This is a genomic window from Stenotrophomonas sp. 05N423 (genome assembly GCF_056397145.1).
On sequence record NZ_JBFTMV010000010.1, the window covers coordinates 21,608 to 47,774 of the forward strand.

Here is a 26,167-nt window from a genome sequence, read left to right on the forward strand (position 1 = left end):
AGAATCGGCGCAATGACGCCCCGCCCGGATCCGCATGCCCATGGATGACCTGTTCGCTTCCGCTCCCGCCACGACCGCCGCCGTGCGGGGCGTGCACGTAGGCATCGGTGGCTGGACCTACGCGCCCTGGCGTGGCGGCATGTTCTACCCGTCGGGGCTGGTGCAGCGGCGCGAGCTGGAATACGCCAGCCGCCAGCTCACCGCCATCGAGATCAACAGCACCTACTACGGCACGCAGAAGCCGGCCATCTACGCCGGCTGGCGCGATGCCACGCCGGAAGGCTTCGTGTTCTCGGCCAAGGCGCCCAAGCGCATCACCGGCGCGCGGCGGCTGGCCGGCACCGCAGCACAGGTGGAAGACTTCATCGCCGGCATCGCCGCGCTGGGCAACCGGCTGGGGCCGCTGGTCTGGCAGTTCGAGGCCGGGCGCACGCTGGACCGCGACGACTTCGCGGCCTTCCTCGACCTGCTGCCGCCGCAGGTGGACGGCCGTGCGCAGCGGCACGCGCTGGAAATCCGCGACCCGGCCTTCCTCGACGCCGGGCTGGTCGCGCTGGCGCGGCGGCGCGGGATGGCGCTGGTCCTCACCGATTCGCCGGACCATCCCAATGCCGCCGACCTGTGCGCCGACTTCGTCTACGCGCGGCTGATGCGCAGCCGCGACGACTGCGTGACCGGCTATCCGCCGCGGGAACTGGTGCGCTGGGCCGGACGCATCGGCGACTGGCGGCAGGGCCGCGATCCGCACGACCTGCCGCATGCCAGCCCGGTGGCAGCCACGCCGGCGCCGCGCGAGGTGTTCGTCTACTTCATCAGCGCGGCCAAACACCGCAACCCGGCGGCGACGCGCGAACTGCTGCATCTTCTGCACGAAAACTGAAGCCCCGGGTACGGCGCCGGCAACGCACATCGGCGACAATTTGCCGATGCCCAATCCCGATACCCGCAAGGCCCTGCTGCAGATCCATTTCTGCGTGTTGCTGTGGGGCGTGACCGCCATCCTCGGCAAGCTCATCACCCTGCCCGCGCTGCCGCTGGTGTGGTGGCGGATGCTGCTGGTGGTGGCGATGCTGGCGCTGCTGCCGCGGGTCTGGCGCGGGCTGTCGGCGCTCACGCCGCGGCTGGCGCTGGGCTACTGCGGCATCGGCGCGCTGGTGGCGCTGCACTGGCTCACGTTCTACGGCGCGGTGAAGCTGGCCAATGCCTCGGTGGCGGCCACCTGCATCGCGCTGGCGCCGGTGTTCACCGCCATCGTCGAACCGTGGATCGCCCGGCGGCCGTTCCAGCCGCGCGAGCTCGCCTTCGGCCTGGCGGTGCTGCCGGGCGTGGCGCTGGTAGTCGGCGGCGTGCCCGACGGCATGCGTCTGGGCGTGGCGGTGGGCGCGCTGTCGGCGCTGCTGGTGGCCTTGTTCGGGTCGTTCAACAAACGCCTGGTCAGCCACGCCGATCCACTGACCGTCACCGCGCTGGAACTCGGCGCCGGCACCCTCACCCTGACCCTGCTGGCGCCGGCCCTGCCGCTGCTGCTGCCGGCCCTGGCCAGCCCGCTGTGGGTGATTCCCGACCTGCACGACGGCGTCCTGCTGCTGGCGCTGTCGGGCCTGTGCACCCTGCTGCCGTTCGCGCTGGCGCTGGTGGCGCTGCGCCACCTCAGCGCCTACACCATGCAACTGGTCACCAACCTGGAACCGGTCTACGCGATCGTGCTGGCGATGCTGTTCCTGGGCGAGCAGCGCGAGCTGACGCCGCTGTTCTACCTGGGCGTGGCGATCATCATCGGCGCGGTGTTCCTGCACCCGCTGCTCAACCGCGCGCGGCCCCTGCCCGCCACGGGCGCGGGGCTGGAATAGGCGCGCTCAACCCGCGACCACCACCCGGTCGCGGCCCTGCGCCTTGGCCTGGTAGAGCGCTGCATCGGCGCGGCGCAGCGTTTCCTGCGCCGATTCGCCGGGGTGCTGCGCCGCCAGCCCGATACTGATCGTGACCGGCAGCCCCATCGGCAGGTGCGCCACCGCTTCGCGCAGGTACTGGCATTGCAGCTCGGCCTGCGCCAGCGGCGTGTCCGGCATCAGGATCACGAACTCCTCGCCGCCGTAGCGCGCGGCCATGCCGCGCCCGGCGAACTGGGCGCGCAGCACGCCAGCCAGTTCGACCAGCACCCGGTCGCCTTCGTCGTGGCCATGGATGTCGTTGACCTGCTTGAAATGGTCGATATCGACGAGGGCCACGGCCGGCGGCGCGCCGATGCCGCGCTCGATCGCCTCGGCCAGCGCCGAGGACAGCGCGCGCCGGTTCGGCAGCCCGGTCAGCGGATCGGTGCGGGTCTGCTCGGACAGCTCCAGGTTCTGCTGCTCCAACTGCACGTAGTACTCGGCCAGGCGTGCCTCGTACCACTCGTGCTCGCCCTGGTGATGGTCGATCCGGCGACGCAGGCTGCGCATCTCCAGCATCTGCCCCACCTGCCGCGACAGCGCCTGCAGCGCTTCGGCCTGGGTAAGCGCAAGCTGTCCCGGGCTCGAATCGAACACGCACAGCGTGCCCAGCGCATGGCCGTCGCTGCTCAGCAGCGGCGCGCCGGCGTAGAAGCGGATGAAGGGATCGGCGGTAACCGAGGGATTGCCGCGGAAGCGCTCGTCCTGGCGCGCGTCCTCGACCACGGTCAGGTGCGTCGGCTGCAGGATGGCGTGGGCACAGAACGCCTCGTCGCGCGGGGTCTGCTCGCCCTCCAGCCCCTGCAGCGACTTGAACCACTGCCGTTCGCTGTCGATCAGGGTCACTGCCCCCATCGATGTGCCGCAGATGGCGCGGGCGATGGTCACCAGGTCCTCGAACTCCTGTTCGCGCGGGGTATCGAGGATGCGATAGCGCTGCAACGCGGCCAGGCGGTCGGCCTCGTTGGCGGGAAGGGCGGGCTTGATCATCCGGGTCCGGGCCTGTGTCCTTGGGAGCGGCGGAAACAGGCCGAGTCTAGCCGCTGCACGCGCCGGTCAGCGCGGCGAGCCGGTCACACTTCACCACTCGCGGTGCTGCGGCAACAGGCCGCGCAGTTCCTGCTCGGTGAGGTTGCGCCACTGCCCGGGCTTGAGCGCGCCCAGCTTGATGTTGTCGATGCGCACGCGGCGCAGCTGGGTGACGCGGTAGCCGAAGGCGGCCGCCATCAGGCGGATCTGCCGGTTCAGGCCCTGCTCCAGGACGATGCGGAAGCCGAACTTGGCGATGCGCGAGGCGCGGCATGGCAGCGTCGTCTGGTCGTGGATGCGCACGCCGCGCGCCATGCCGCGCAGGAACTCGTCGGTGACCGGCTTGTTCACCGCCACCAGGTATTCCTTCTGGTGGCCGTTCTCGGCGCGCAGGATCTGGTTGACGATGTCGCCGTTGCTGGTCATCAGGATCAGGCCTTCCGAATCCTTGTCCAGGCGGCCGATCGGGAAGATGCGCTGCTCGTGGCCGACGAAATCGACGATGTTGCCCTTGACCGCGCTCTCGGTGGTGCAGGTGATGCCCACCGGCTTGTTCAGTGCGATGTAGACATGCCTGCGGCCGGTGCTCTTCTGCACGGCACGGACGCGCAGCGGCTGGCCGTCCACGCGCACCTCGTCGCCCTCGCCGACCACCGCGCCGGTGCCGGCGACGATGCCGTTGACGGTCACGCGGCGGGCGCCGATCAGGCGGTCGGCCTCGCGGCGGGAACAGAAGCCGGTTTCGGCGATGTGCTTGTTGAGTCGGTTCGTCATCGGCGGATTATCCGCCATCGCCCGGGTCGCCGGACAGCGCGGGCGCATCGTCGCCCGCGGCGACCACGCGGTCGCGGCCGCCACGCTTGGCCTGGTACATGGCGTTGTCGGCGCGGCGCAGCAGTGCGGTCAGGTCGTCGCCCTGTGCGAGCATTTCCGTCAGGCCGATGCTGACAGTGACCACCAGCCCGTCATGGCGCAGCCCGGCCGCCTGCCGCGCGATCTTCTCGCGCAGATGCTCCAGCCGCGGCTGGGCCGCATCGGCGTGCGTGCCCGGCAACAGCACCAGGAATTCCTCGCCGCCCATGCGGATCACATCGTCGCGGTCGCGCACCGCGGCAAGCAGCGTGTTGGCCACCGACACCAGCACCGCATCGCCCACCTCATGGCCGAAGCGATCGTTGATCTGCTTGAACAGGTCGATGTCGAGGAAACCGATCGACAGCGGCTGCCCGATCTTCCGCGCACGGAGCATGTGGCGTTCGAGCTGGCGCAGGCCGGCGCGGCGGTTGGGCAACCCGGTCAGCGCGTCGGTGTCGGCCAGCTGGCGCATCTCGTCGCGCTGCTGGCGCAGGTGGCCGAGCCGGCGGTTGAGGCCATAGGCATACATCATCAGGAACCAGGTCACCGACAACTGCACGGCCTCGACCCGGAACCGCACCAGTTCGCGGCTGCCGGCAATATCCGCCAGCGCCATCAGCAGCAGCGGCGCCACCGCGGCGATGCCATCCACCACCTGGTAGTCGCCACGCCGCAGCGAGACGATCCCGGTCACCAGCGCCAGCACGCAGACCAGGGTGAAAGCATGGTCCAGCGCGGCGGCCACCCAGGCCAGTCCGGCCCATGGCAACAGCGGCGTGGCCAGCGCCAGCACCAGCAGCAGCTGCGCGAAACGGCGCACCCAGGGGCGCGAACGCGGCCAGGCCTGCAGGCCGCCACACAGACGCCACAGCACCCAGCCCATCACCGCGATGCTCAGCGCCGAGGCCGACACCATCCACCAGGAGGCGAAGCTGCCCACCGGCAGCCAGGGTTCGGGGTAGCCGCTCAGGCCGCTGAGCACCGATTGCCAGACCACCAGCAGCGCGGTCGCCAGCGTGTAGATCAGGAAGTCGCGGTCGCGGGTGGTGAAAAAGCCCATCAGCGCCGACAGCGCCAGGGCGATGGCGATGGCGATACAGGCGGTGCGCACCAGCAGACGCATCGTATCCATCTGCTGCACCGGGCTGGGCGCGCCCAGCCGCAGCGTGGGGACCCAGCGCGCCTTGAGCGGCGTTTCCCAGGCGACGCGGATCGGCTCCATGTCGCCCGGCTTCGGCACCATCACCATGCCGATGCCGGCGCGGAACCGCGAATCGCGGGTGCGCGCATCCTGCATGTTGCCGCAGATCCGACGGTCGCCGTGGGAGATCATCACCTCGCCGGCGAACACGTTGAACACGTCCACGGCCTGCGGCGCGCCGGACCAGCCTGCGGCGGGCGCGGTGATCAGGATGCCTTCGCCCAGCCGTTCCAGCGCTTCGGGCGGACAGGCGCGGATCGGCGTCTGTTCGTCGGTCGGCTCGCCGATCAGCAGGTAATCGCGGCCGGACTGCATGGGCTGCGCGGCGGCGGCGAGCGGGAGCAACAGAAGCGCCAGCAGCAGGGACAGCAACATCCGTCCCGCCATCGCCTGCGCATTCACCCTATTGCCCGCGATCACCATCCCTTCCCCTGCGCACATCCCGATGCATCCGCAATTGTCGCATGCGGCTTTTCCACCCCTGCCGGGAAAAACCCGATACCGGCCTCATTGCCAGGCCGGATCGCACGGATCCACCGCGATGGCGGTGGAACACGTCATCCGGAAGGGCTCAGGCGCCGCGCGGACCGCGCGGCTTGAAACCGCCCGGACCCGAGCGCGGGCCACCGGGACGGCCGGCGGGCTTGGGCCCCTTGCCGAAACGCGGCTTGAACGAGGGCGCGGCGCCCTGCTCCTCGCCCGGCTCGACCCTGCGCATGCGCAGCTGCTGGCCGGACACCCACACCTTCTGCAGGTGCTGCAGCGTGTCCGACGGCATATCCGCCGGCAGGTCGAGCACCGAGTGGTCGTCGTGGATGTCGATGCGGCCGATGTAACGGCTTTCCAGCCCGGCCTCGTTGGCGATGGCGCCGACGATGTTGGCCGGCTTCACGCCGTGCGCGTGGCCGACCTCGATGCGGTAGGTCTCCATGCCGAACTCCGGCGCGCTGCGCGGCGGCATCTCGCGACGCGGACGTTCGCCGGACTCGCCTTCGCCACGCGGCGGACGCGGCGCGCGCTCGCTTTCGTCATGGCGCGGGCCACGCTCGAAACGCGGTTCGAACCGCGCCGGCCGCTCGCCGCGCTCCTCGCGCTGGCGCGGGAAGCCGCCGTCGCGCGCAGGGCGCTCGGTGCGGCCGGCCTGCGGTTCGCGGCGCTCGCGCACCGGCGGGGCCAGCAGGAACGGGGCATCGCCCTGCAGCAGCTTGGCCAGCGCGGCGGCGATCTCGATGGCCGGCACGTTGTGTTCGCCTTCGTAGCGCTGCAGCAGGTCGCGGTAGAAATCCATGTCGCCGCCGGCCAGGGCCTGGCTGATGCGGTCCATGAACTTGCTCACGCGGTGGTCGTTGACCGCATCCACGGTCGGCAGCTGCATTTCCTCGATCGGCTGGCGCGTGGCGCGCTCGATCTGACGCAGCATGCCCTTCTCGCGCGGGGTGACGAACAGGATCGCCTCGCCGCTGCGGCCGGCGCGGCCAGTACGGCCGATGCGGTGCACGTAGCTTTCGGTGTCGTACGGGATGTCGTAGTTCAGCACGTGGCTGATGCGCTCCACGTCCAGGCCGCGCGCGGCCACGTCGGTGGCGACCAGGATGTCGAGCTTGCCTTCCTTCAGCTGGCCGATGGTGCGCTCGCGCTGGGCCTGCTGCATGTCGCCGTTGATGGCGGCGGCGGCCAGGCCGCGCGCCTGCAGCTTGCCTGCCAGCTCCTCGGTACCGGCCTTGGTGCGCGCGAAGATGATCATCGCATCGAAGGTTTCCACCTCCAGGATGCGGGTCAGCGCGTCCAGCTTGTGCATGCCCGCCACCCACCAGTAGCGCTGGCGGATGTTGGCCGAGGTGGTGGTCTTGGAGGCGATGGTCACCTCCACCGGGTCGCGCAGGTAGGTCTGGGCGATGCGGCGGATCTGCTGCGGCATGGTGGCCGAGAACAGGGCGACCTGGCGGGTCTCCGGCAGCTTCTTGAGCACGGCCTCGACGTCGTCGATGAAGCCCATGCGCAGCATTTCGTCGGCTTCGTCCAGCACCAGCGTCTTCAGCTCGGACAGGTCCAGCGTGCCACGATCGAGGTGATCGATCACGCGGCCCGGGGTACCGACCACGACGTGCACGCCGCGGCGCAGGGCCGACAGCTGCTGGCCGTATGGCTGGCCGCCGTACACCGGCAGCACGCGGAAACCGGGCATCGAGGCCGAATAAGTCTGGAACGCCTCGGCGACCTGGATGGCCAGTTCGCGGGTCGGCGCCAGCACCAGCACCTGCGGCTTGGTGGCGTTGAGGTCGATGTTGGACAGCACCGGCAGCGCGAAGGCGCCGGTCTTGCCGGTACCGGTCTGCGCCTGGCCGAGCACGTCGCGGCCTTCCAGCATCGCCGGGATGGTGGCGGCCTGGATGGGCGACGGGGTCTCGTAACCGACATCGGCGACCGCTTTCATCACAGGCTCTGAGAGGCCGAGATCTGCGAACAGCAGCGGCGCGGGGAATTCTTGGGACATGGGGGCTCCGGGGGCACCGCGGCGAACGCAGCGGGCAGGAAAATGGGGCGTATTGTGCGCCTTGCGCCGGCTGCTGTCGAAATCCCCGATGGCATCCGTTCAGCTGTGATATCCGGCGGCGGCCGGCGAATCACCCGGCATCGTCCCCCTTGCGACCGTCATGGCCCCGTCCCAGCTGCTTCCCGCGCCCCCGGCCCGCTTCACCGAACTGCTGCAGCGCCATCGCGGCATCCTGGTCAAGGTGGCCGGCAGCTATGCGCGCCAGCTGGAGGACCGCGAGGACCTGGCCCAGGAGATCGCCGCCCAGCTGTGGCGGGCCTGGCCGGGCTACGACCCGGCGCGGCCGTTCTCGACCTGGATGTACCGGATCGCGCTGAACGTGGCGATCTCGCAGCTGCGCGGGCGGACCCGGACGCCGCCGCTGCAGGGCGCGGGCGACGACCTGCTCGACACCCTGGCCGACCCGGCGCCGCACGATCCCGACCGGGCGCAGCAGGTGGAGCGCCTGTACCGCTTCATCCATGCCCTGCCGCCGCTGGACCGCGCCCTGATGCTGCTCCACCTGGACGAATGCCCGCAGCGGGAGATCGCCGAGGTGCTGGGCCTGAGCGTCACCAACGTCGCCACCAAGATCGGCCGCCTGAAGGCGCGCCTGCGCAACGAACTCTGACCGCCCCGAGGAGATCATCATGGAACCGGACGAACTGAAGACCACCTGGCAGACGCTGGCCCACCACCTTGAACGGCAGCAGGCGCTGGACCTGCGGCTGCTGCGCGGACAGGCCGGCCAGCGCCTGCACGACCGCCTCACTCCCCTGCGGCGCGGCCAGTGGCTGCAGCTGGCGTTCGGCATCGGCCTGGTCGTGCTCGGCATCGCCTGCTGGCGGCGCAACCTCGATATGCCGGCCTACCTGGCCGCCGGTCTGGCCGTGCATGCCTTCGGCGTGCTGACCGCGGCCCTGGCCGGCGTCGTGTTGGGTCGGCTGCGCCACCTGGACCCCACCGCCCCGGTACTGGAACTCGAGCGCGGCCTGGGCCGGCTGCGCCGCCTGCAGACGCTCAACGGCATGCTCGCCGGCTGGCCGTGGTGGGTGATGTGGGTCGTGGTGCTGGTTGCGCTGGCCGGCATCGCCGGCGTGCCCGCCTGGCCGGGCATGGCGCCGTGGTTCTGGGCCAGCATGGGAACCGGTCTGCTCGGCTGGCTGGGTACCGCGGCGCTGTACCGCTGGGCGCTGACATCGCCGCGGCCGGGGCTGGCCCGCCGCGTCGAGGATGCGGTCAGCGGCTACAGCCTGCGCCAGGCACAGGCTGTGATCGAGGAGCTGCGCCGGTTCGAGCAAGAGTGACGGGCAGGAGGGATCCACGGCAGGCGATAATCCCTCCCTTTCCCCACCGGCATGGCCATGCAGACCATCGATTTCGAACTGGACCGCGAATACGTGGAACTGAAGCAACTGCTCAAGCTGACCGACCTGGTGTCCAGCGGCGGCGAGGCCAAGATGACCATCGGCGAAGGCCAGGTCCGCGTCGACGGCGAGGTCGAACTGCGCAAGGCCTGCAAGATCCGCGCGGGCCAGCAGGTGGAGCTGGGCGAGGTGCGCATCCGCGTGCGGGCCGCCGCGTAGGAGCGGCTTCAGCCGCGACGGGGCTTTCCCGCCGCTCTATTTACCTGCTGCAACCGGCGCAGCTCAATGGGAAAAGCCCCGTCGCAGCTGAAACCGCCCCTGCATGCAGGCCAGCTCAGGAGCTGGCACGCTGGGTCAGGTGCGAGGCGATCATCTTCCGGAAGGGTGCCACGCCGTGCGCGGCGCGCAGCGCGGCGCCACGCAGCAGGCGTGCCGGCAGGCGGCTATCGTTGTACAGCGCGGCGATGGCATTGGTCGCCTCGTAGAGCGGCCGCGTCGCCAGCCGGTGCCCGCGCTCATAGCGGGCCAGCACCGCAGCAGCACCGAGATCGCCGCCGCGTGCGGCCGCGGCGGCGATCTCCTTCACCAGCCGTTGCTGGCTCTGCAGGCCGAAGTTGAAGCCATGCGCGGTGACCGGATGCATGCCCACGGCGGCATCCCCGGCCAGCGCGTAGCGATGCGCGGCGAAGCGGTGGGCGTACACGCCGACCAGCGGATAGACATGGCGCGCGCCCAGCGGCCGCATCCGACCCAGGCGCTGCTCGAAGAAGCCGGTGACGGCGTCGCCGAACGCCGTATCGTCCATCGCCATCAGTTCCTGGATGCCCTGCGGCGGCAGGGTGATCACCGCCGAACACTGGTCACCCGGCAGGGGCAGCATCGCCAGCGTGCGGCCGTAGCCGAACCACTCCCAGGCGGCGTGGTGGTGCGGCTGTTCATGCTCGAGCCGGCACACCAGCATCGACTTGCCGAAGTCGCGCATCCGCGCGCCGATGCCCATCATCCGCCGGGTCGCCGAGAAGCGGCTGTCGGCGGCCACCACCAGCCGCGCCGACAGGCGGCGGCCATCGTCGAGCACCACCGTGTTGGCCGCATCGCCGGTCTCGATCGCCGTCACCTTCGCGCCATCGACCAGTTCCAGCCCCGCCTGTCCCTGCACCGCCTCCCAGGCGGCACGGCGGATCAGGTGGTTCGGGACCAGCCAGCCCAGTTCGTCCACGTTCTCGTTGCCGGCGGCAAAGCCGAGCGCGAACGGGGAGGCGCCGTTCATGACCCTGGCGCTGCGCAGCGGCGAAACCTGCGCCGGGTCCAGGCGCTCCCACAGGCCCAGCGCGCGCATGATCTGCCGCGACGCGTGGGTCAGCGCGATCTCGCGGCCATCGAAGGCCGGTTCGGCCAACGCCGCGGCCGGCTGCAGCTCGACCAGCGTCACCGACAGCCCCGTATCGGCCAGTCCACGCGCCAGGCACAGCCCGGCCGGACCCGCGCCCACCACCAGTACATCGACAGCACGCATTTTCCGCCTCCGCATTCCATGTCCGGCACAGCCTACGGCCCGCGCACGGCGCCGACCTTGATCCGGATCAGGCGCGGCGGAGATCGCCCACCCCGGGCCGACAGGTCCCGATCGCAGGACACCGGCCCGCAGGCGCGGACCGGAAGGTCACGGCCCGCTGCGGCGCGGCTCCACGGTCGCCGCCGCTGGCGCCACCACCGGCAAGGGCGCGGCTTCGACCGGCATTTCCAGCAGCGCCGTGTCGATCTCCGACAGCGGGCTCTCGTCCGGGCAGACCTCGTCCGGGAAACCGAAATGTTCCTTCAGCGCCTGCCCGCAGGTGGTCACCGCCTCCAGATCGGCGCCCTCGACCTTGCACTGGCGGTCGAAGGCGATCAGGAACGCGTCCTTGCGGCGCACGAAGTCGTCCCCGCATTTGCGCATCTGCTTGATCCGCTCCAGGTCGTCCTGTACCGCATTGGTGCCGTCCAACCCGTACTGCTTGAGTTCCTCGCGGGTAAGCAGGCGCAGGCTGCGGTTGGGCACGGTCATCATCAGGTCGGCCACGCCCACCGCCACGCCGTTGCGCTGCAGGTAGTCCTTCACGTTGTCGTAGACCTCGTGCAGTTCCTTGTTCAGTTCGGCGCGCGAGGTGGCGGTGGAGCTGATGCGCATCATCCGGTGGATGCCCACCTTGCCGGAGATCAGGCGGTTGTCGCCGGCGGCCAGCACGAATACGCAGGCGCTGTGGCAGATGGAGCCTTCGCGCACCCATATGGTCCAGCCGGCCTCGCCAATGCTGTCGCCGGCGACGATCGCCGCTTCCACCTGGCCGCCGCTGGAATCCAGGTCGAGCACGCGCTTGCCGATCTTCATCGCATCGGCCACCACCGCCAGGCGCGAGACCAGCGCAGCGAAGGACGGGTTGATCTTGCCGGCGTAGCGCACCCGCACCAGGCCGCGCTCGCGGCACGGCTCCAGCGCGGCGTCGAGGGTCTTGCGGTCCAGCGCCTCCAGCGCTGCGCCATCGCCGGCCTCGCCGGTGTAGTCGGTGTCGCAGCTGACCCAGGCCTTGCCGTTCTCCAGTGTCACCTCCGGCCAGGCCTTGTCGCGCGCCGGTTTCACCGGCGGCGGTGGTGGCGGCGCATCGGCCGCGTTGATCGACACCATGTGGTCGCCATCGGCGGCCAGCGCCGCGGCCGGGTCGGCGGCCGCGAGCGGCTTGCCCTTGTCACCGGGATTGCAGGCCAGCAGCCCGACACACAGCAGCGGCGACCACCAGAATCTGCGCAACATGGAGAACGATCGGATCCGTACGATGGCGCCGCGCGCCGGGGAACGGACAGTCTAGTGCGCATTGCCGCTCCCGCCGCAATGCCTCCTGAACTGTCGATCCTCCATAAGCATTGATGTCCGGAAATGGCCAGTACATGCCCGCCGGCGGGCCTAGACTGGGCGCCATGAACGGTCCCGCCCTGCCCAGCCACGAACAATGCGAACAGGCCCGCCTGGCCCGCGATGCGCGCTTCGACGGGCTGTTCTTCACCGCCGTGCGCAGCACCGGCATCTACTGCCGGCCGGTATGCCCGGCGCCACCGCCGCGCCGCGACAACGTCAGCTATTACCCCACCGCCGCCGCCGCGGCCGCCGCCGGTTACCGCCCCTGCCTGCGCTGCCGGCCCGAACTGTCGCCGGACGACGCCAACTTCATGCAGGACCACACCCTGCACCGTGCCCTGGCGTTGCTGGACGAGGGCATCCTGCAGGACCAGCCGGCCGCCGCGCTGGCCGAAGCGATGGAACTGAGCACGCGCCAGCTGCAGCGGCTGTTCGTGGCGCGGCTGGGCGCGACGCCCGCGCAGTTGCACGCCACCCGCCGCCTGCTGCTGGCCAAGCAGTTGCTGACCGAAACCCACCTGCCGGTCACCGAAGTGGCACTGGCGGCCGGCTTCAACAGCCTGCGCCGCTTCAACGATGCCTTCCTCGCCGGTTGCGGCATGCCGCCGAGCGCGCTGCGCAAGCGCCACGGCGCGGTGGCCGGCGGCGAGCCGGTGTTGCGGCTGGCCTACCGGCCGCCGCTGGATTTCCCGGCGATGCTCGGTTTCCTGCGCAGGCGCGCGATCCCTGGCATCGAACGGATCGACGCCGACAGCTACCAGCGCGTGATCGTTGCCGACGGTCGCGCCAGCCTGATCCGCGTCAGCGCCGACCCGAAACGCCCGGAGCTGCGCCTGCAACTGGGCACCACCGATGCGCGCGCGATTCCTGCGATCGTGGCGAAGGTGCGGCGCGTATTCGATCTTGATGCCGACCTGGCTACCGTCCATGCCTGCCTGATGCACGAACCACTGCTGGCGCGCGGTATCGCCCAGCGCCCGGGCCTGCGCATTCCCGGCGGCTGGGACGGCTTCGAAGTCGCCGCGCGCGCCGTGCTGGGCCAGCAGGTCAGCGTCGCCGCGGCCACCACGCTGGCGCGGCGGCTGGTCGACCGGTTCGGACACGTCCTGACGGACATGCCCGAAGGCCTGGACCGGCAATTCCCCACGCCCGGCGTATTGGCCGAAGCACCGCTGGAAAGCATCGGCCTGCCGCGCACCCGCGCGGCTACCCTGCGCGCGGTGGCGCGGGCCTGCGCCGAAGGCCGGCTGGAATTCAGCCGCGCACAGACGCTGGAACAGTTCGTCCACCAGGCTACCGCCCTGCCCGGCATCGGCCCATGGACCGCGCACTACATGGCGCTGCGCGCACTGGGCATGCCCGATGCCTTCCCCGCCGGCGACCTCGTGCTGCAGCAGGTGCTGGGCGAAAGCCAGCGCCTGAGCGAACGCGCCACCGAAGCCCGCTCGCAGGCATGGCGCCCCTGGCGCGCCTATGCCGTGCTCCACCTTTGGCACCTGGCTGCAGAATCGAACAAGGAACCCGAGCAATGACCCTCTATTACGACCGTTTCGATACTCCCATCGGCCCGCTCACCGTCGCCGTCGATGCCACCGGCGGCCTGCGCCACATCCTGTTCGCCGAGAACCGCCACGACGCCAGGGGCCGCGAGCAGTGGCAGCACGACCCGGACGCCATCGCCGAACCGCGCCGACAGCTGCTGGACTACCTGCATGGCCGGCGCCGCGGCTTCGACCTGGTGCTGGCCCCGGTCGGCACCGAGTTCCAGCTGCAGGTCTGGCATGCGCTGGCCGAAATTCCGTTCGGCGGCACCTGGAGCTATCGCCAGCTGGCGCAACGCATCGGCCGCCCCACCGCGACCCGCGCCGTGGGCGCCGCCAACGGCCGCAACCCGCTGCCGATCGTGCTGCCGTGCCATCGGGTGATCGGCAACGACGGCTCGCTGACCGGCTTCGGCGGCGGCCTGCCGACCAAGGCCGCGCTGCTGCGTCTGGAAGGCGCCCTGCCCGAAGAGCCGGCGGTACCTTTGCTGTTCGACTGAGCATGGCGGCAACGGCTTTCCGCGCCGTAGCTGCCCACCGGACACCGGCATCGCACGCCGCATCCCGCCGCAGCGGGACATGGTCGCGTCGCAGCGCTGCTCCTTCGCAGACATTACAGCTACTCCCGTCACAGACAGCGCCGCAGGACGTGCAGGACCTCACCGCCACGCTCCTGCCGCCCGCCGATGTATGCCTGCTGTCATCGGGCCGGGACTATCATTGGCGCATGATTCAGTTCCGCACTTCCCTCGCGCTGCTCGGCGCCAGCCTGCTCGCCGCCTGCGCCTCGACCGGCCCCGCCCCGTCCTCCACCTCCGCAGCCTCGGCACCGCCCACAGTCCTGCTGTTGTCCATCGACGGCCTGCGCGCGGACATGGTCGAACGCGGCCACAGCCCCAACCTTGCCCGACTCGCGCGCGAGGGCGTGCGCTCGGTCGGCATGTCGCCGTCCTACCCCTCGCTCACCTTTCCCAATCACTACACCCTGGTCACCGGCCTGCGCCCGGACCACCACGGCATCATCCACAACAGCATGAGCGCCGAGGACCTGGGCGACTTCCGCCTCGACGACCGCGACGCGGTGACCAACCCCGCCTGGTGGGGCGGCGAGCCGATCTGGGTCGGCGTGGAAAAGGCCGGCTACAAGAGCGCGACCTGGTCCTGGCCGGGCAGCGAGGCCGCCATCCAGGGCGTGCACGCCAGCCAATGGCATTCATACGACGAAAGCGTGCCCCTGCCCGAGCGCATGAAGCTGGTGCTGTCGTGGCTGGAAGGCGCGCCCGATGGCCACAAACCGCGCCTGGTTGCCGCCTACATGGAGCAGGTCGACAAGGCCGGGCACAGCCATGGCCCGGATTCGCCCGAATACGCCGCCGCGCTGCATGAAGTGGATGCTGCCATCGGCCAGTTGCTGGACGGCATGCGCCGCGACGGCCTGCTCGACAGGACCAACGTGATCGTCGTGTCCGACCATGGCATGGCCGGCGTCCCGGACGGGCAGGTGATCGCCACCGAGGACATGGTCGCGCCGGAGATCGCGCGCGAGGTGTCGGTCGGCCAGTCGGTGGGCTTCGCCCCGCAGCCCGGCCGCGAACAGGAGGCGGAGAAGGCGCTGCTGGGCGCGCACCCGCACTACGACTGCTGGAAGAAGGAACAGCTGCCGGCGCGCTGGCACTACGGCACCCATCCGCGCATTCCGCCCATCGTCTGCCAGATGCACGAGGGCTGGGACGCGCTGACCCGCAAGAGCATCGCCAGGCGCTCGCCCGGCGACCGCGGTTCGCATGGCTACGACCCGGCGCTGCCATCGATGCAGGCGGTCTTCGTCGCCCACGGTCCCTCGTTCCGGCAGGGCGTGGTGCTGCCGCGCTTCGACAACGTCGACGTCTACCCGCTGCTGGCGCGGCTGACCGGCATCACCGCCACTCCCAACGACGGCAACCCGCAGACCCTGCTGCAGGTGCTGCGCAAACCGGACTGAACGGCGTCGGCCTGTACGGCGAGCCGGCAGCGGCCCGGCAGAACTGAATCCTTCCGGAGACAGGGCACAAAAACCGCCAGTAGCGGTTTTTGACATCGCCTGTCGAGGGCCCGGAGGGTTGCCGCCACGGATGGCGGCATCAAAAAAAGCGGCGCAAGCGCCGCTTTTTCGCTGATGCCAGACCGGGATCAGCCGGCCTTGGCCACCGCCTTCTTGGCAACGGCCTTCTTGGCCGGCGCCTTGGCGACAGTCTTCTTGGCGACCGGCGCAGCTGCGCCCACGGCCACCTTGCTCACCGAATGCGAACGCGCATTGCCGTAGCTGGCGTTGTAGCGCTTGCCCTTGGCGGTCTTGCGGTCACCCTTACCCATGTCGTCAACTCCTTGGTTTGAAATCAGATTGCCCCGTACTGACACGGGTTCGGCGAGGCCGCTGTAGCAGCGCCCCCGCGCGTGAAGTGGAAGCCTACCATGCGCCCCTCAATGTGCGCAGCTGGCGTCGTGTACGTGCCGGTGGTTGAGCCTCAGGTTCATCAGGTGGGCCAACCCCACCAGCACGCCGCCGAGGGTCATCACCACCGCATGCGGCACCTGCGAATGGTGCAGTCCGGCATGCAGCAGCCCCGCCCAGAGCAGCGCCAGCCCCGGGACCAGCAGCGCCAATGCGCGCAGCGCGCGATGGCGACGGTAGCCCCAGAGCAGGCTGAACAGGCCAAGGAAGGTCACGAAGACCACCACCGCCTGCTCGATGCCGTCGCTCAACCAGAACGACAGCCCCAGCGAGGGGGCCAGCGCCAGCAACGCCGGCAACGCCGCGCAATGCACCGCGCACAGCAACGAGCCGGCGGCGCCGAAGCGGTCGAGGAACTGGCGGGACGATTTCGGCGGCATGACTTCCAGCAGGGGCGGTGGCGCGTTATGGAATAATATAACATTATCGTCCTGCCCGCCTCTCCCCCTTCTCCTACCGCAGTCCGTTCAAGCCGCCCCGCACCCCTCCATTGATACAAAGTAACAACACCATGACCCGACCGATCCCCTCCCGCGCCATGCCGCATCTCGCCCGCCACGCCCTGTTCCTGGCGCTCGTCGCGGCCTTTCCCGCCGCCCAGGCCGCCGATGACACCGACGGGCAGAGCCATCACCTGACCGAACTGTCTACGGTCAAGGTCACCGCCTCCCCATTGCAGAGCGATGCCGAATCGCTGGCCCGCCCCGTCGCCGTGTTGACCGGCGAAGAGCTGGATGCGCGCAAGGGCGCGACGCTCGGCGACACCCTCTCGCGCATGCCCGGCGTGCAGACCACCTATTTCGGCCCCGGCGTGGGTCGACCGGTCATCCGCGGACAGGAAGGCCCGCGCGTGGCGGTGGTCGCCAACGGCGTTGGCAACATGGACGCCTCCACCGTCAGCGCCGACCACGCCACCAGCATCGAGCCGTTCCTGGCCGACCAGATCGAGGTATTGAAGGGGCCGGCAACCCTGCTGTTCGGCAGCGGCGCCATTGGCGGCGCGGTCAACGTGGTCGACGGGCGTATCGCCAGCGACCTGCCCGACCATCCGCTCAACGGCCGCGCCGAACTGCGCGGCAACAGCGTCAACAACGAACGCAGCGGCATGTTCCGGCTCGATGGCGTCAACGGCGACAACCTCGTGCTGCATGTCGATGGCCTGGTGCGCAATGGCGACGACTACCGCATCCCCGGCTATGCAATCGACCCGGCGGCATTGGATCTGGACCATGACCACGACCATGACGACCACGCTGACGAGCTCGGCCCGCGCGGGCGCCTGGAGAACAGTTCGATGCGCACCCGCGCCGGCGGCGTCGGCGCCACCTGGCTGGGCGAGTCGGGCTTCCTCGGCGCCTCGCTGGGCACCTACCGCAGCAATTACGGCATCCCCAACGGCGCCCATGTGCATGCCGACGACGACCATGACGATCACGACCACGCCGCGGACGACGCCAGCGCCGAAGGCGAGCACGACGTGCGCATCGACATGGTGCAGAACCGCTTCGACGTGAAGGGCGGCCTCTACGACCCGCTGCCGTTCCTGCAGAGCCTCACCGCCCGCGCCGCCTGGACCGACTACGAGCACACCGAACTGGAAGCCGGCACGCCGTCCACCCGCTTCACCAACAAGGGCGTGGAAGGCCGCGTGGAAGCGGTGCAGCGCCCGCTCGCCGGCTGGAGCGGTGCGTTCGGCCTGCAGTTCGGCAGCAGCGACTTCGGCGCGCTGGGCGAGGAGGCCTTCGTGCCGAGCACCAGCACCGACACGCTGGGCCTGTTCGTGCTGCAGGAAAAGCGCTTCGGCCCGCTCAAGCTGGAACTGGGCGGCCGCCACGACCGGATCAAGCTCAGCCCCGACGATGGCCAGCGCGGGCGCGATTTCGGCGCCACCAACCTGTCCGCCGCCGGCATCTGGACGATCAGCGATGGTGTCGACCTGCGCTTCGGCGTGGATCGTTCCGAGCGCGCGCCCACCAACGAAGAGCTGTACGCGGCCGGCGCCCACATCGCCACGCGCTCGCTGGAGATCGGCGACGCCAACCTGGATACCGAGCGCGGCCAGCGCATGGAGCTGGGCCTGCACGCGCACAGCGACCGCGTCGATGTCTCGGCGTCGATCTACCAGACGAAGTTCAAGGACTTCATCTACCTGGCCGACACCGGCGTGGTCGAACAGGGGCTGCCGGTACGGGTCTGGACCCAGCACGACGCCACCTTCAAGGGCGCCGAGGCCGAAGCCATGTTCCACCTGGTCCAGGGCGACAGCGGCGACTGGGACCTGCGCGTGTTCGGCGATTACGTGAAAGCCGAACTGGACGGCAGCGGCAGCCGCCGCGCGGACATCGCCGTACCGCACGGCGACCACAGCCACGACTACAGCGTGGACCTGGCCAATGGCGGCTACCTGCCGCGGATCTCGCCGGCGCGCGTCGGCGCCGACCTGCGCTGGGCCCGCGATGGCTGGCGCGCCTCGCTGGGTGCGATCCGCTACGGCAGCCAGAAGGATGTTGCACTGAACGAAGCGCCGAGCGCCGGCTACACCCTGGTCGATGCGCACCTGGCGTACCGTTGGGGCCGCAGCGGCAGCAGCAGCTACGAGGTGTTCCTGGATGGCAGCAACCTGACCAACCGCGAGGCCCGTCCGCACACCTCGCTGCTGCGCGACTATTCGCCGCTGCCCGGCCGCGGCGTCGCCTTCGGCATCCGCGCCTGGTTCTGACCGTCACACTGACGAAGAAGCAGTGAAGGAAGGGGCCGCAAGGCCCCTTCCTTGCTTTGCGGCATCGGATGCCCTTCCTGCCGCAAGGCTGAATGGCCGCTTTGCCGGACACGGCGTTTCACACCGCCCTCATTGTAAGCGGACATTTTTGTCCGGATCATGTGCGCATGACCTCGATCCGTTCCGATGCCGCCGCGCGTCGCGCCCAGCTGTTGGACGCGGCCGACGCCGTGTTCGGCGAACACGGCATCACCGCCCCGCTGGACCTGGTGGTGGAACGCGCCGGCGTCGGCCGCGCCACGCTGTACCGCAACTTCCCCGACCGCGCGGCGCTGATCGAAGCGCTGCTGCAGCGCACGGTCGAGAAATTCAAGGCGCATGTGGCCGAACTGGGCGAACGCGACGATGCCCTGTTCGAACTGGTCGACGGCATGGCCAGGCGCATCGTGCACTCGCCGGCGCTGGCCGATTACTGGCGCGCCGTGGACCAGAACGACCCGCCGATCCGCGCCGCCCGCCAGCGGGTGCTGAAGCTGATGGAACCGGCCCTGCAGCGCGCGCGCGCCGCCGGGCTGTGCCGGGCCGACCTGGAACTGGCCGACCTGTCGTTGATATCGAGCATGCTCGGCGCCGCGCTGCGTGGACGCACCCGCGCCGACCGCGCCCGCCTCGCCACGCGCGCGCTGCAGTTGCTGCGTCCCGGGCTGGCGGCATCCACCGGAGCGGGCACATGAAACCGCTCAAGCCGATCCCGGACTGGGAGGAGCACGAAAAGCCCACCCTGCCCGGCTCCGCCTCGATGCCGTGGCATCCGCCGCACCGGCGCGCGGCCTATGCGGCGGTGGCGGTGCTGGTGGCGATCACCGGCGGCCTCGGCAATGCGCTGCTCAGCGCCAACCTGCCGTGGATCCAGGGGCAGATGGGCCTGCAGCCGACCGAGGCCAACTGGCTGGTGGCGGCCTACCTGATGGTCAACGTCACCGCCAACCTGCTGGTGTTCAAGTTCCGCCAGGAATACGGCATCCGCCTGTTCGCCGAACTGGGCCTGGGCGTCTACGCCGCGCTGGCGGTGCTGCACCTGGCCGTGGGCGGGCTGACGACCACCATGCTGGTGCGCGCGGCCAGCGGCTTCGCCGGCGCGGCCTGCACCACGCTGGGCACGCTGTACATGCTGCAGGCGCTGCCGAAGAAGTACGTAGGCAACCTGCTGGTGGTCGGCATGGGCCTGTCGCAGCTGGCGGTGCCGCTGGCATGGCTGGTCTCGCCCGGCCTGCTCGACCACGGCGAGTGGCACAACCTCTATCTGTTCGAGGCCGGGCTGGCGCTGTGCGCGTTCGCCGCGGTGGTGATCCTCAAGCTGCCGCCGGGCATCCAGATCAAGGTGTTCGAGCCGCTGGACTTCGTCACCTTCGCCCTGCTCGCGCCGGCGCTGGCAATGTTGGTCATCGTGCTCAGCCAGGGCTACCTGCACTGGTGGTTCGACACGCCGTGGCTGGGCTGGCTGCTGGCCGCGGCGACGGTATTGATCCTGGCGGCGTTCCTGATCGAGCACTACCGCCGCAACCCGCTGCTGCAGATCCGCTGGCTGATGGGCCCGACGATGCTGCGCTTCATCGCCGGTGCGTTCCTGATCCGCTTCCTGACCAACGAGCAGTCCTACGGCATGGTCACGATGATGCGCACGCTGGGCATGGGACCGGACCAGATGGCGCCGCTGTTCGCGGTGATCCTGCTTGGCGTGCTGGCCGGCATCGCCGCCGGCGCGTTGACCTTCGGGCCGAAGGCGCTGATCCCGCAGTTGCTGGCCTCGATCATCCTGCTCGGCAGCGCCGCCTTCCTCGACCAGCACCGCACCAGTCTGGACCGGCCGATGGATTTCGCACTGAGCCAGTTCCTGGCCGCAGTGGGCAGCGGCATGTTCATGGGCCCGCTGATGCTGATGGGCATCCGCCAGGCGATGGCGCGCGGGCTGGATCACATCGTGTCCTTCATCGTCGTGCTGTCGCTCACCCAGACCTTCGGCGGCCTGGCCGGCTCGGCGCTGCTGGGCAGCTACCAGCTGCACCGCGAGCATGTGTATTCCAGTCAACTGGTCAGCCAGCTGGATCCGGCCGACCCGGTCGTCGCCCAGCGCCTGCGCACGCAGCAGCAGGGCTACGCCCGCCTGGTCACCGACCCGGTACAACGCCAGGCGCAGGCCGCTGCGTCGCTGGCGCAGGCCGCCAGACGCGAGGCCAACGTGCGCGCGTTCAACGACGTGTTCGCACTGAGCGGCTGGCTGGCCATCGGCTTCCTCAGCTGGCTGCTGCTGGAAGTGTTGTTCCGCAATCCCACCGTGAAGAAAGCGATACGGCCGACCGCGGCCGCCACGCCCTCCAGATGAAGCAACCGACATGAGCCACAAGCAGGAAAACCCCGACGAGCCGATCACCGACGCCAGCGATGGCGAGGCGGCGGCAACGGCACCGGTCTCCAAATACAACACGCCCAGTCGCACCAGCGTGGTGGTGATGGTGGTCATCGCCCTGGTCGGGCTGACCCTGATCCTGCGTGCCTGGCAGCTGTGGCCGTTCAACAGCAGCCACGTGCATACCGACGACGCCTATGTGCGCGGACAGGTCACGGTGCTGGCGCCGCAGGTCAGCGGCTACGTCACCGACGTGCTGGTGAAGGACTTCGACCATGTGAAGCAGGGCCAGCCGCTGCTGCGCATCGACGACCGCACCTACCGGCAGAAGATCGACCAGGCCGAGGCGGCGCTGGCCGATGCGCGCGCGCAGCTGGACAATTCCGACCAGAGCCAGGCGCAGAACCGTGCGCAGATCGCCTCCGCGCGCGCCAACCTGTCGGCCGGCCAGGCCGAGCAGCAGCGCAGCCGCACCGAGCTGCAGCGTTATGAAACGCTGGCCGCGCAACAGCTGGTATCCAGCAGCGACCGCGACAGGCTCCGCGCCGGTGCGCAGTCGGCGACCGCCGGCGTGGCGCAGTCGCAGGCGGCCATCCGCATCGCCGAGGAGAACCTCACCGCCACCCGCGTCGCGCGCCAGGGGCTGGAAGCCAAGGTCGCCAGCGCCGAGGCGGCACTGGAACTGGCGCGGATCGACCTGGACAACACCGTCATCCGCGCGCCGCGCGACGGCCAGTTGTCCGAGGCCTCGGTGCGGCTGGGCCAGTACGTCACCGCCGGCACGCAGTTGCTGTTCCTGGTGCCGGACAGCCTGTGGGTCGTGGCCAACTTCAAGGAAGGCCAGACCTGGAAGATGGCCATCGGCCAGCCGGCGACCTTCAGCGTCGACGCCTTCCAGGACCAGCGCCTGCAGGGCCGTGTCGAGCAGATCGCCCCGGCCACCGGCTCGGAGTTCGCCGTGCTCAAGCCGGACAACGCCAGCGGCAACTTCACCAAGGTCGTGCAGCGCCTGCCGATCCGCATCGCCATCGACCCCGGCCAGCCACTGGCCGCGCGCCTGCGCCCCGGCATGTCGGTGGTGGTGGAAGTGGACACGGCCGGCGGGCCACGGCGCTGAGACGGGCGGGCGCGCATCCCGGCCTCTCCAGCAGCGCGCTCACCTCCCGCATGCCCGCGACCCGCTAGGCTGCGACCTTGTCATTCGTCATGGAGAACGCCCATGAAACTGCTGTTGGCCCTGCCGATGCTGGCGGCACTCCAGGGCACCGCCGATGCGGCGGACACGCTGTACACGGGCGGCCCGATCATCACCATGGACGACCGGCAACCGCAGGCCGAAGCCGTGGTCGTGCGCGGCGGCGACATCGCCTTCGTCGGCACGCGCCGGGCCGCGCTCGCCTTCAGCCCGCACGCGCGGCGGGTGGACCTGCAGGGCCGTACCCTGGTGCCGGGCTTCATTGACAGCCACGGGCATGTCTCCGGTGTCGGCCTGCAGGCGCTGTCGGCCAACCTGCTGCCCGCGCCCGATGGCGAGGGCAATTCGATTCCCGCGCTGCAGGAGATCATGCGCCGCTTCCGCGCCGCGGCCACGGTACCCGGCGGCTACAAGGTGCTGATCGGCTTCGGCTACGACGACTCGCAGCTGGCGGAAAAACGCCACCCCACGCGCACCGAGCTGGACGCCATCGCCACCGACATCCCGGTGATCCTGATGCACCAGTCCGGGCACCTCGGCGCCTACAACAGCAGGGCGCTGGAACAGGCCGGCATCACCGCCGACACGCCCGACCCCGAAGGCGGGGTGATCCGCCGCGAACCCGGCAGCCGCGTTCCCGATGGCGTGCTGGAGGAAAGCGCGCACAACCTTGCCCTGGCCCGGCTGATGCCGGCATTGAGCCTGGAACAGGCCATGACCATGCTCGAAGCGGGCCAGGCGCTCTACATGAAGTACGGCTACACCACCGCGCAGGACGGCAAGACCGATGCCGGCACGCTGGCGATGCTGCCGATGGCCGGCAAGGCGGGCAGACTGAAGATCGACGTCGTTGCGTACCCCGACATCCAGGTGGCGCTGGACAGCCCGGCGATGCGCGGCCCCTACTACGGCCCGGACTACATCGACCACTTCCGCATCGGCGGGGTGAAGATCAGCCTGGACGGTTCGCCGCAGGGCAAGACCGCGTGGCTGAGCCAGCCCTACTACAAGGTGCCCGCGGGCGAGAAGGCGGATTACGCCGGCTATCCCGCCTACAGCGACGCGCAGGCCGACGCCCTGATCGGCAAGGCCTGGGACAACGGCTGGCAGGTGCTGGCGCATGCCAATGGCGACGCCGCCATCGACCAGTTCATCCATGCCGTGGCTGCCGCCGAAGCCGCCTATCCGGACCGCCACCTGCTGCCGGTGCTGATCCACGGCCAGACCCTGCGCAAGGATCAGGTGGGCCAGATCAAGCGGCTGGGCATCTTCCCGTCCCTGTTCCCCATGCACACCTACTACTGGGGCGACTGGCACCGCGATTCGGTGCTCGGTCCGGAGCGTGCGGAGAACATCTCGCCCACGCGCTGGGTGCTGGACGCGGGCATGGTGTTCACCTCGCACCACGATGCGCCGGTGGTGTTTCCCGATGCGATGCGCGTGCTCGACGCCACCGTCAACCGCACCACGCGCAGCGGCCGCGTGCTCGGCCCGGCGCAACGGGTGACGCCGGAGCAGGCGCTGAAATCCATCACCCTGTGGGCCGCGCGGCAGTATTCGGAAGAAGCCCGCAAGGGCTCGATCGAAACCGGCAAGCGCGCCGACCTGGTGGTGCTCTCGGACAATCCGTTGACCATCGCGCCTGCCGGGCTGCATGCCATCAAGGTGCTGCGGACCATCAAGGATGGCGAGGTCGTCTACAGCGCGGACGAATCGACAAAGTAAAGCCCCAGGTCGGCGGGCGGTACCTGGCGACAAGCAGGAACGTCAGGTCCGTGGCTTCCGCCTCGCCAGGAAGGTGGTTGCCAGCGCCGCCAGTCCCAGGATGGCGATCACCGGGATCAGCAGCGCCGCGCCGGTGATCGCCGCGATCGGCAGGGACTCGGGGTAGTCGGACATGCTCCGGCAGACGGAACCGGCGCCGCCCAGGCTGAGGCACGAGTCGGAAAATACGACGAAGCAGGCGATCCACAGCACCACGGCGGCGGCCGTCGAACCCCACAGCATGCGCAGGCTTCGCGGGGAAACCCTCATCGCAGTCAACTGATGCCGACGGTGCGCCATGCCCCCACCGTCCGGCCTTCGCTCACCCGGCGCAGTCCGCGCACAGGCCATGCACCTCAAGCGTCTGCGCCTGCGGCTTGAAACCCAGCTCGCGGGCGCGCGTTTCGAGCTGGCGGACGATGTCGCGGTCCTCCAGCTCCACCGCGCTGTGGCAGCGGTCGCAGATCAGGAACGGCACCGAATGCTGGTTGCTGCTGGGGTGGTGGCAGGCGACGAAGGAATTGACCGAGGACAGCTTGTGCACGAAGCCATTGGCCATCAGGAAATCCAGCGCGCGGTACACCGTGGGCGGGGCGTCGGCGCCCACGCCCTTGCCTTCGCGCACCAGCTCCAGCAGTTCGTAGGCCTTGACCGGCTTGCCGGCCTCGGCGATCAAGCGCAGCACGTTGGCGCGGATCGGCGTGAGCCGCAGTCCGCGCTCGCGGCACACCCGTTCGACCACCGCGATGAAGCCCGCCGCGTCGTCGACGTGGTGGTGGGGGGCGGTACAGCTGTGCTCGTGCTCGGTCATGTCGGCCTCGGCGGAATCAGTCCTTCGCAACCTTGATGAGTGCGGCGTCGATGCGTTTCAAGGCTTCGTCGCGGCCGGCCAGGTACACCGTATGCGAGATGTCCGGGCTGACCTGGGTGCCGGTGATGGCCACGCGCAGCGGCTGGGCGACCTTGCCCATGCCGATCTCCAGCGCGGCGGCGGTATCGTGCAGGGCGACGCCGACGCTCTCCGCGCTCCACTGCGGCAATGCCGCCAGCAGCTCGCGGGCCTTGCCCAGTGCCACTTCGGCGCCGGCCTTGAAGTGCTTGGCCACCGCGGCTTCGTCGTATTCGGTCAGCGGCTGGTACCAGACCACCGCCTTCTCGGCCATTTCCTTCAGGGTCTGCACGCGCTCGCGCAGGGCGATGACCACATCCACCGGCGCCGGGCCGGCGGCCACGTCCAGGCCCAGCTTTTCCAGCTGGTAGACCAGGTGCGGCACGATGCTGGCCGGCTCCTCGGCCTTCAGGAAGTGCTGGTTGACCCAACCCAGCTTGGCCATGTCCAGGCGCGAAGCCTTGGAATTGCAGTTCTTCACGTCGAACAGGTCGATCAGCTCCTGGCGGCCGAACAGTTCCTGGTCGCCATGCGACCAGCCCAGGCGCGCCAGGTAACTCAGCAGTGCGTCGGGCAGGTAACCGGCGTCCTTGTACTGCATCACGTCGGCCGCGCCGGTGCGCTTGGACAGCTTGGCGCCCTGCTCGTCGAGGATCATCGGCATGTGGCCGAACTTCGGCACCGGCGCGCCGATGCCTTCGTACAGGTTGATCTGGCGCGGGGTGTTGTTGATGTGGTCGTCGCCGCGGATGACCTCGGTGATGCCCATGTCCCAGTCGTCCACCACCACCGCGAAGTTATAGGTGGGGTAGCCGTCCGGGCGGAAGATGACCATGTCGTCGAGCTCGCTGTTGGCGATCTCGATGCGGCCCTTGATCAGGTCATCGAACACCACCGTGCCTTCCAGCGGGTTCCTGAAGCGGATGACGCGGTTCGGGTCGTCCCTGTACGGCAGGGCCAGGTCGCGCGCGGCGCCGTTGTAGCGCGGCTTCTCCTGCTTCGCCATCGCGGCCTCGCGCATGGCGTCCAGTTCTTCCTTCGTCTCGTAAGCGTAGTACGCCTTGCCCGATGCGATCAGCTGCTCGGCCACTTCCCTGTAGCGGGTGACACGGTCGGTCTGGTAGATCGGGCCCTCGTCGTAGTCCAGGCCCAGCCATTCCATCGCCTCCAGGATGGCGTCGATCGCCGCCTGGGTACTGCGCTCGCGGTCGGTGTCCTCGATGCGCAGCACGAATTCGCCGCCACGGTGGCGGGCTTCCAGCCAGCAGTACAGCGCGGTGCGGGCGCCACCGATGTGCAGGTAGCCGGTGGGACTGGGGGCGAAGCGGGTGCGGACGGTCATGACGGGCGCG

Annotated in this window: 24 protein-coding genes; 13 read left to right on the forward strand and 11 right to left on the reverse strand. The window is 69.7% G+C overall.

Annotated features, from left to right (window positions below):
- Window positions 1–40 precede the first annotated feature (40 nt).
- Both AC1DGW_RS14420 and AC1DGW_RS14425 read left to right on the forward strand, forming a co-directional pair.
- Window positions 41–880: a DUF72 domain-containing protein gene (locus AC1DGW_RS14420; RefSeq protein WP_478024215.1), complete on the forward strand. Its 840-nt coding sequence runs from the start codon at window positions 41–43 to the stop codon at window positions 878–880.
- A 46-nt stretch (window positions 881–926) separates the two neighbouring features.
- Window positions 927–1,850, forward strand: coding sequence for a DMT family transporter (locus tag AC1DGW_RS14425; RefSeq protein WP_478024217.1), 924 nt, complete (start codon window positions 927–929; stop codon window positions 1,848–1,850).
- Window positions 1,851–1,856: 6 nt separating this feature from the next.
- On the opposite strand, the gene AC1DGW_RS14430 is transcribed toward AC1DGW_RS14425, so the two are convergent.
- From AC1DGW_RS14430 to AC1DGW_RS14445, 4 genes are all read right to left on the reverse strand, one after another.
- The gene (locus AC1DGW_RS14430) at window positions 1,857–2,921 is read right to left on the reverse strand and encodes a GGDEF domain-containing protein (RefSeq protein ID WP_478024220.1); all 1,065 of its coding nucleotides are present in this window, start codon (window positions 2,919–2,921) and stop codon (window positions 1,857–1,859) included.
- A gap of 90 nt (window positions 2,922–3,011) precedes the next feature.
- The gene (locus AC1DGW_RS14435) at window positions 3,012–3,734 is read right to left on the reverse strand and encodes a pseudouridine synthase (protein ID WP_478024223.1); all 723 of its coding nucleotides are present in this window, start codon (window positions 3,732–3,734) and stop codon (window positions 3,012–3,014) included.
- Window positions 3,735–3,741: 7 nt separating this feature from the next.
- A complete protein-coding gene (locus AC1DGW_RS14440; protein WP_478024225.1) occupies window positions 3,742–5,391 on the reverse strand; it encodes a sensor domain-containing diguanylate cyclase in 1,650 nt (549 codons plus the stop codon).
- Window positions 5,392–5,587: 196 nt separating this feature from the next.
- On the reverse strand, window positions 5,588–7,510 hold the full coding sequence (locus tag AC1DGW_RS14445; RefSeq protein WP_478024228.1) for a DEAD/DEAH box helicase: 1,923 nt from the start codon (window positions 7,508–7,510) through the stop codon (window positions 5,588–5,590).
- Window positions 7,511–7,670: 160 nt separating this feature from the next.
- On the opposite strand from AC1DGW_RS14445, the gene AC1DGW_RS14450 reads away from it, so the two are divergent.
- The 3 genes from AC1DGW_RS14450 to AC1DGW_RS14460 are packed head-to-tail and all read left to right on the forward strand — an operon-like array spanning window position 7,671 to window position 9,135.
- Window positions 7,671–8,180: an RNA polymerase sigma factor gene (locus AC1DGW_RS14450; RefSeq protein WP_478024230.1), complete on the forward strand. Its 510-nt coding sequence runs from the start codon at window positions 7,671–7,673 to the stop codon at window positions 8,178–8,180.
- 19 nt (window positions 8,181–8,199) lie between these two features.
- Window positions 8,200–8,856, forward strand: a complete 657-nt coding sequence (locus tag AC1DGW_RS14455; RefSeq protein WP_478024233.1) for a serine/threonine protein kinase — start codon at window positions 8,200–8,202, stop codon at window positions 8,854–8,856.
- A gap of 57 nt (window positions 8,857–8,913) precedes the next feature.
- A complete protein-coding gene (locus tag AC1DGW_RS14460) occupies window positions 8,914–9,135 on the forward strand; it encodes an RNA-binding S4 domain-containing protein (protein WP_478024235.1) in 222 nt (73 codons plus the stop codon).
- A gap of 115 nt (window positions 9,136–9,250) precedes the next feature.
- On the opposite strand, the gene ubiM is transcribed toward AC1DGW_RS14460, so the two are convergent.
- Together ubiM and AC1DGW_RS14470 are read right to left on the reverse strand one after the other, a co-directional pair.
- The gene (gene ubiM, locus AC1DGW_RS14465) at window positions 9,251–10,432 is read right to left on the reverse strand and encodes a 5-demethoxyubiquinol-8 5-hydroxylase UbiM (RefSeq protein WP_478024237.1); all 1,182 of its coding nucleotides are present in this window, start codon (window positions 10,430–10,432) and stop codon (window positions 9,251–9,253) included.
- A gap of 147 nt (window positions 10,433–10,579) precedes the next feature.
- Window positions 10,580–11,707, reverse strand: a complete 1,128-nt coding sequence (locus tag AC1DGW_RS14470) for a COG3904 family protein (protein ID WP_478024239.1) — start codon at window positions 11,705–11,707, stop codon at window positions 10,580–10,582.
- Between the two features lie 164 nt (window positions 11,708–11,871).
- Here AC1DGW_RS14470 and AC1DGW_RS14475 point away from each other — a divergent pair, with 164 nt between their 5' ends.
- The 3 genes from AC1DGW_RS14475 to AC1DGW_RS14485 all read left to right on the forward strand — a co-directional run bounded on the left by AC1DGW_RS14475 (window position 11,872) and on the right by AC1DGW_RS14485 (window position 15,331).
- Window positions 11,872–13,341 carry an AlkA N-terminal domain-containing protein gene (locus AC1DGW_RS14475; RefSeq protein WP_478024241.1) on the forward strand — a complete coding sequence of 490 codons (1,470 nt, stop codon included), beginning with the start codon at window positions 11,872–11,874 and terminating at the stop codon, window positions 13,339–13,341.
- The gene (locus AC1DGW_RS14480) at window positions 13,338–13,850 is read left to right on the forward strand and encodes a methylated-DNA--[protein]-cysteine S-methyltransferase (RefSeq protein WP_478024243.1); all 513 of its coding nucleotides are present in this window, start codon (window positions 13,338–13,340) and stop codon (window positions 13,848–13,850) included. Before AC1DGW_RS14475 ends, AC1DGW_RS14480 begins: the two co-directional genes overlap by 4 nt.
- A gap of 227 nt (window positions 13,851–14,077) precedes the next feature.
- Window positions 14,078–15,331 (forward strand): alkaline phosphatase family protein, encoded by a 1,254-nt coding sequence (locus AC1DGW_RS14485; protein ID WP_478024246.1) that lies wholly within the window; start codon window positions 14,078–14,080, stop codon window positions 15,329–15,331.
- Window positions 15,332–15,519: 188 nt separating this feature from the next.
- Here AC1DGW_RS14485 and AC1DGW_RS14490 read toward each other — a convergent pair whose 3' ends face one another.
- Window positions 15,520–15,702, reverse strand: a complete 183-nt coding sequence (locus AC1DGW_RS14490) for a 30S ribosomal protein THX (RefSeq protein WP_153192307.1) — start codon at window positions 15,700–15,702, stop codon at window positions 15,520–15,522.
- A gap of 108 nt (window positions 15,703–15,810) precedes the next feature.
- A complete protein-coding gene (locus AC1DGW_RS14495) occupies window positions 15,811–16,221 on the reverse strand; it encodes a MerC domain-containing protein (RefSeq protein WP_478024250.1) in 411 nt (136 codons plus the stop codon).
- A gap of 131 nt (window positions 16,222–16,352) precedes the next feature.
- Here AC1DGW_RS14495 and AC1DGW_RS14500 point away from each other — a divergent pair, with 131 nt between their 5' ends.
- The 5 genes from AC1DGW_RS14500 to AC1DGW_RS14520 all read left to right on the forward strand — a co-directional run bounded on the left by AC1DGW_RS14500 (window position 16,353) and on the right by AC1DGW_RS14520 (window position 23,887).
- A complete protein-coding gene (locus tag AC1DGW_RS14500; RefSeq protein WP_478024252.1) occupies window positions 16,353–18,560 on the forward strand; it encodes a TonB-dependent receptor in 2,208 nt (735 codons plus the stop codon).
- Between the two features lie 167 nt (window positions 18,561–18,727).
- Complete coding sequence (locus tag AC1DGW_RS14505) at window positions 18,728–19,294, forward strand: TetR/AcrR family transcriptional regulator (RefSeq protein WP_478024256.1); 567 nt, start codon at window positions 18,728–18,730, stop codon at window positions 19,292–19,294.
- Complete coding sequence (locus AC1DGW_RS14510; RefSeq protein WP_478024259.1) at window positions 19,291–20,943, forward strand: MFS transporter; 1,653 nt, start codon at window positions 19,291–19,293, stop codon at window positions 20,941–20,943. The genes AC1DGW_RS14505 and AC1DGW_RS14510 overlap by 4 nt, the downstream gene beginning before the upstream one ends.
- Before the next feature lie 127 nt (window positions 20,944–21,070).
- Window positions 21,071–22,084, forward strand: coding sequence for an HlyD family secretion protein (locus AC1DGW_RS14515; RefSeq protein WP_478024504.1), 1,014 nt, complete (start codon window positions 21,071–21,073; stop codon window positions 22,082–22,084).
- Window positions 22,085–22,186: 102 nt separating this feature from the next.
- The gene (locus AC1DGW_RS14520) at window positions 22,187–23,887 is read left to right on the forward strand and encodes an amidohydrolase (RefSeq protein WP_478024261.1); all 1,701 of its coding nucleotides are present in this window, start codon (window positions 22,187–22,189) and stop codon (window positions 23,885–23,887) included.
- 42 nt (window positions 23,888–23,929) lie between these two features.
- Here the strand turns inward: AC1DGW_RS14520 and AC1DGW_RS14525 are convergent, their stop codons facing one another.
- The 3 genes from AC1DGW_RS14525 to gltX form a co-directional block, all read right to left on the reverse strand.
- Window positions 23,930–24,169, reverse strand: coding sequence for a hypothetical protein (locus AC1DGW_RS14525; protein ID WP_478024263.1), 240 nt, complete (start codon window positions 24,167–24,169; stop codon window positions 23,930–23,932).
- A gap of 79 nt (window positions 24,170–24,248) precedes the next feature.
- Complete coding sequence (locus tag AC1DGW_RS14530) at window positions 24,249–24,737, reverse strand: transcriptional repressor (protein WP_478024267.1); 489 nt, start codon at window positions 24,735–24,737, stop codon at window positions 24,249–24,251.
- 16 nt (window positions 24,738–24,753) lie between these two features.
- Complete coding sequence (gene gltX / locus AC1DGW_RS14535) at window positions 24,754–26,157, reverse strand: glutamate--tRNA ligase (protein WP_478024269.1); 1,404 nt, start codon at window positions 26,155–26,157, stop codon at window positions 24,754–24,756.
- Window positions 26,158–26,167 lie beyond the last annotated feature (10 nt).

Bases quoted from the DNA above. Each gene is read 5' to 3' on its own strand.
- AC1DGW_RS14420 (WP_478024215.1), top strand. From the start codon at position 41: ATGGATGACCTGTTCGCTTCCGCTCCCGCCACGACCGCCGCCGTGCGG.
- AC1DGW_RS14425 (WP_478024217.1), top strand. From the start codon at position 927: ATGCCCAATCCCGATACCCGCAAGGCCCTGCTGCAGATCCATTTCTGC.
- AC1DGW_RS14430 (WP_478024220.1), bottom strand. From the start codon at position 2,921: ATGATCAAGCCCGCCCTTCCCGCCAACGAGGCCGACCGCCTGGCCGCG.
- AC1DGW_RS14435 (WP_478024223.1), bottom strand. From the start codon at position 3,734: ATGACGAACCGACTCAACAAGCACATCGCCGAAACCGGCTTCTGTTCC.
- AC1DGW_RS14440 (WP_478024225.1), bottom strand. From the start codon at position 5,391: ATGTTGCTGTCCCTGCTGCTGGCGCTTCTGTTGCTCCCGCTCGCCGCC.
- AC1DGW_RS14445 (WP_478024228.1), bottom strand. From the start codon at position 7,510: ATGTCCCAAGAATTCCCCGCGCCGCTGCTGTTCGCAGATCTCGGCCTC.
- AC1DGW_RS14450 (WP_478024230.1), top strand. From the start codon at position 7,671: ATGGCCCCGTCCCAGCTGCTTCCCGCGCCCCCGGCCCGCTTCACCGAA.
- AC1DGW_RS14455 (WP_478024233.1), top strand. From the start codon at position 8,200: ATGGAACCGGACGAACTGAAGACCACCTGGCAGACGCTGGCCCACCAC.
- AC1DGW_RS14460 (WP_478024235.1), top strand. From the start codon at position 8,914: ATGCAGACCATCGATTTCGAACTGGACCGCGAATACGTGGAACTGAAG.
- ubiM (WP_478024237.1), bottom strand. From the start codon at position 10,432: ATGCGTGCTGTCGATGTACTGGTGGTGGGCGCGGGTCCGGCCGGGCTG.
- AC1DGW_RS14470 (WP_478024239.1), bottom strand. From the start codon at position 11,707: ATGTTGCGCAGATTCTGGTGGTCGCCGCTGCTGTGTGTCGGGCTGCTG.
- AC1DGW_RS14475 (WP_478024241.1), top strand. From the start codon at position 11,872: ATGAACGGTCCCGCCCTGCCCAGCCACGAACAATGCGAACAGGCCCGC.
- AC1DGW_RS14480 (WP_478024243.1), top strand. From the start codon at position 13,338: ATGACCCTCTATTACGACCGTTTCGATACTCCCATCGGCCCGCTCACC.
- AC1DGW_RS14485 (WP_478024246.1), top strand. From the start codon at position 14,078: ATGATTCAGTTCCGCACTTCCCTCGCGCTGCTCGGCGCCAGCCTGCTC.
- AC1DGW_RS14490 (WP_153192307.1), bottom strand. From the start codon at position 15,702: ATGGGTAAGGGTGACCGCAAGACCGCCAAGGGCAAGCGCTACAACGCC.
- AC1DGW_RS14495 (WP_478024250.1), bottom strand. From the start codon at position 16,221: ATGCCGCCGAAATCGTCCCGCCAGTTCCTCGACCGCTTCGGCGCCGCC.
- AC1DGW_RS14500 (WP_478024252.1), top strand. From the start codon at position 16,353: ATGACCCGACCGATCCCCTCCCGCGCCATGCCGCATCTCGCCCGCCAC.
- AC1DGW_RS14505 (WP_478024256.1), top strand. From the start codon at position 18,728: ATGACCTCGATCCGTTCCGATGCCGCCGCGCGTCGCGCCCAGCTGTTG.
- AC1DGW_RS14510 (WP_478024259.1), top strand. From the start codon at position 19,291: ATGAAACCGCTCAAGCCGATCCCGGACTGGGAGGAGCACGAAAAGCCC.
- AC1DGW_RS14515 (WP_478024504.1), top strand. From the start codon at position 21,071: ATGGTGGTCATCGCCCTGGTCGGGCTGACCCTGATCCTGCGTGCCTGG.
- AC1DGW_RS14520 (WP_478024261.1), top strand. From the start codon at position 22,187: ATGAAACTGCTGTTGGCCCTGCCGATGCTGGCGGCACTCCAGGGCACC.
- AC1DGW_RS14525 (WP_478024263.1), bottom strand. From the start codon at position 24,169: ATGCTGTGGGGTTCGACGGCCGCCGCCGTGGTGCTGTGGATCGCCTGC.
- AC1DGW_RS14530 (WP_478024267.1), bottom strand. From the start codon at position 24,737: ATGACCGAGCACGAGCACAGCTGTACCGCCCCCCACCACCACGTCGAC.
- gltX (WP_478024269.1), bottom strand. From the start codon at position 26,157: ATGACCGTCCGCACCCGCTTCGCCCCCAGTCCCACCGGCTACCTGCAC.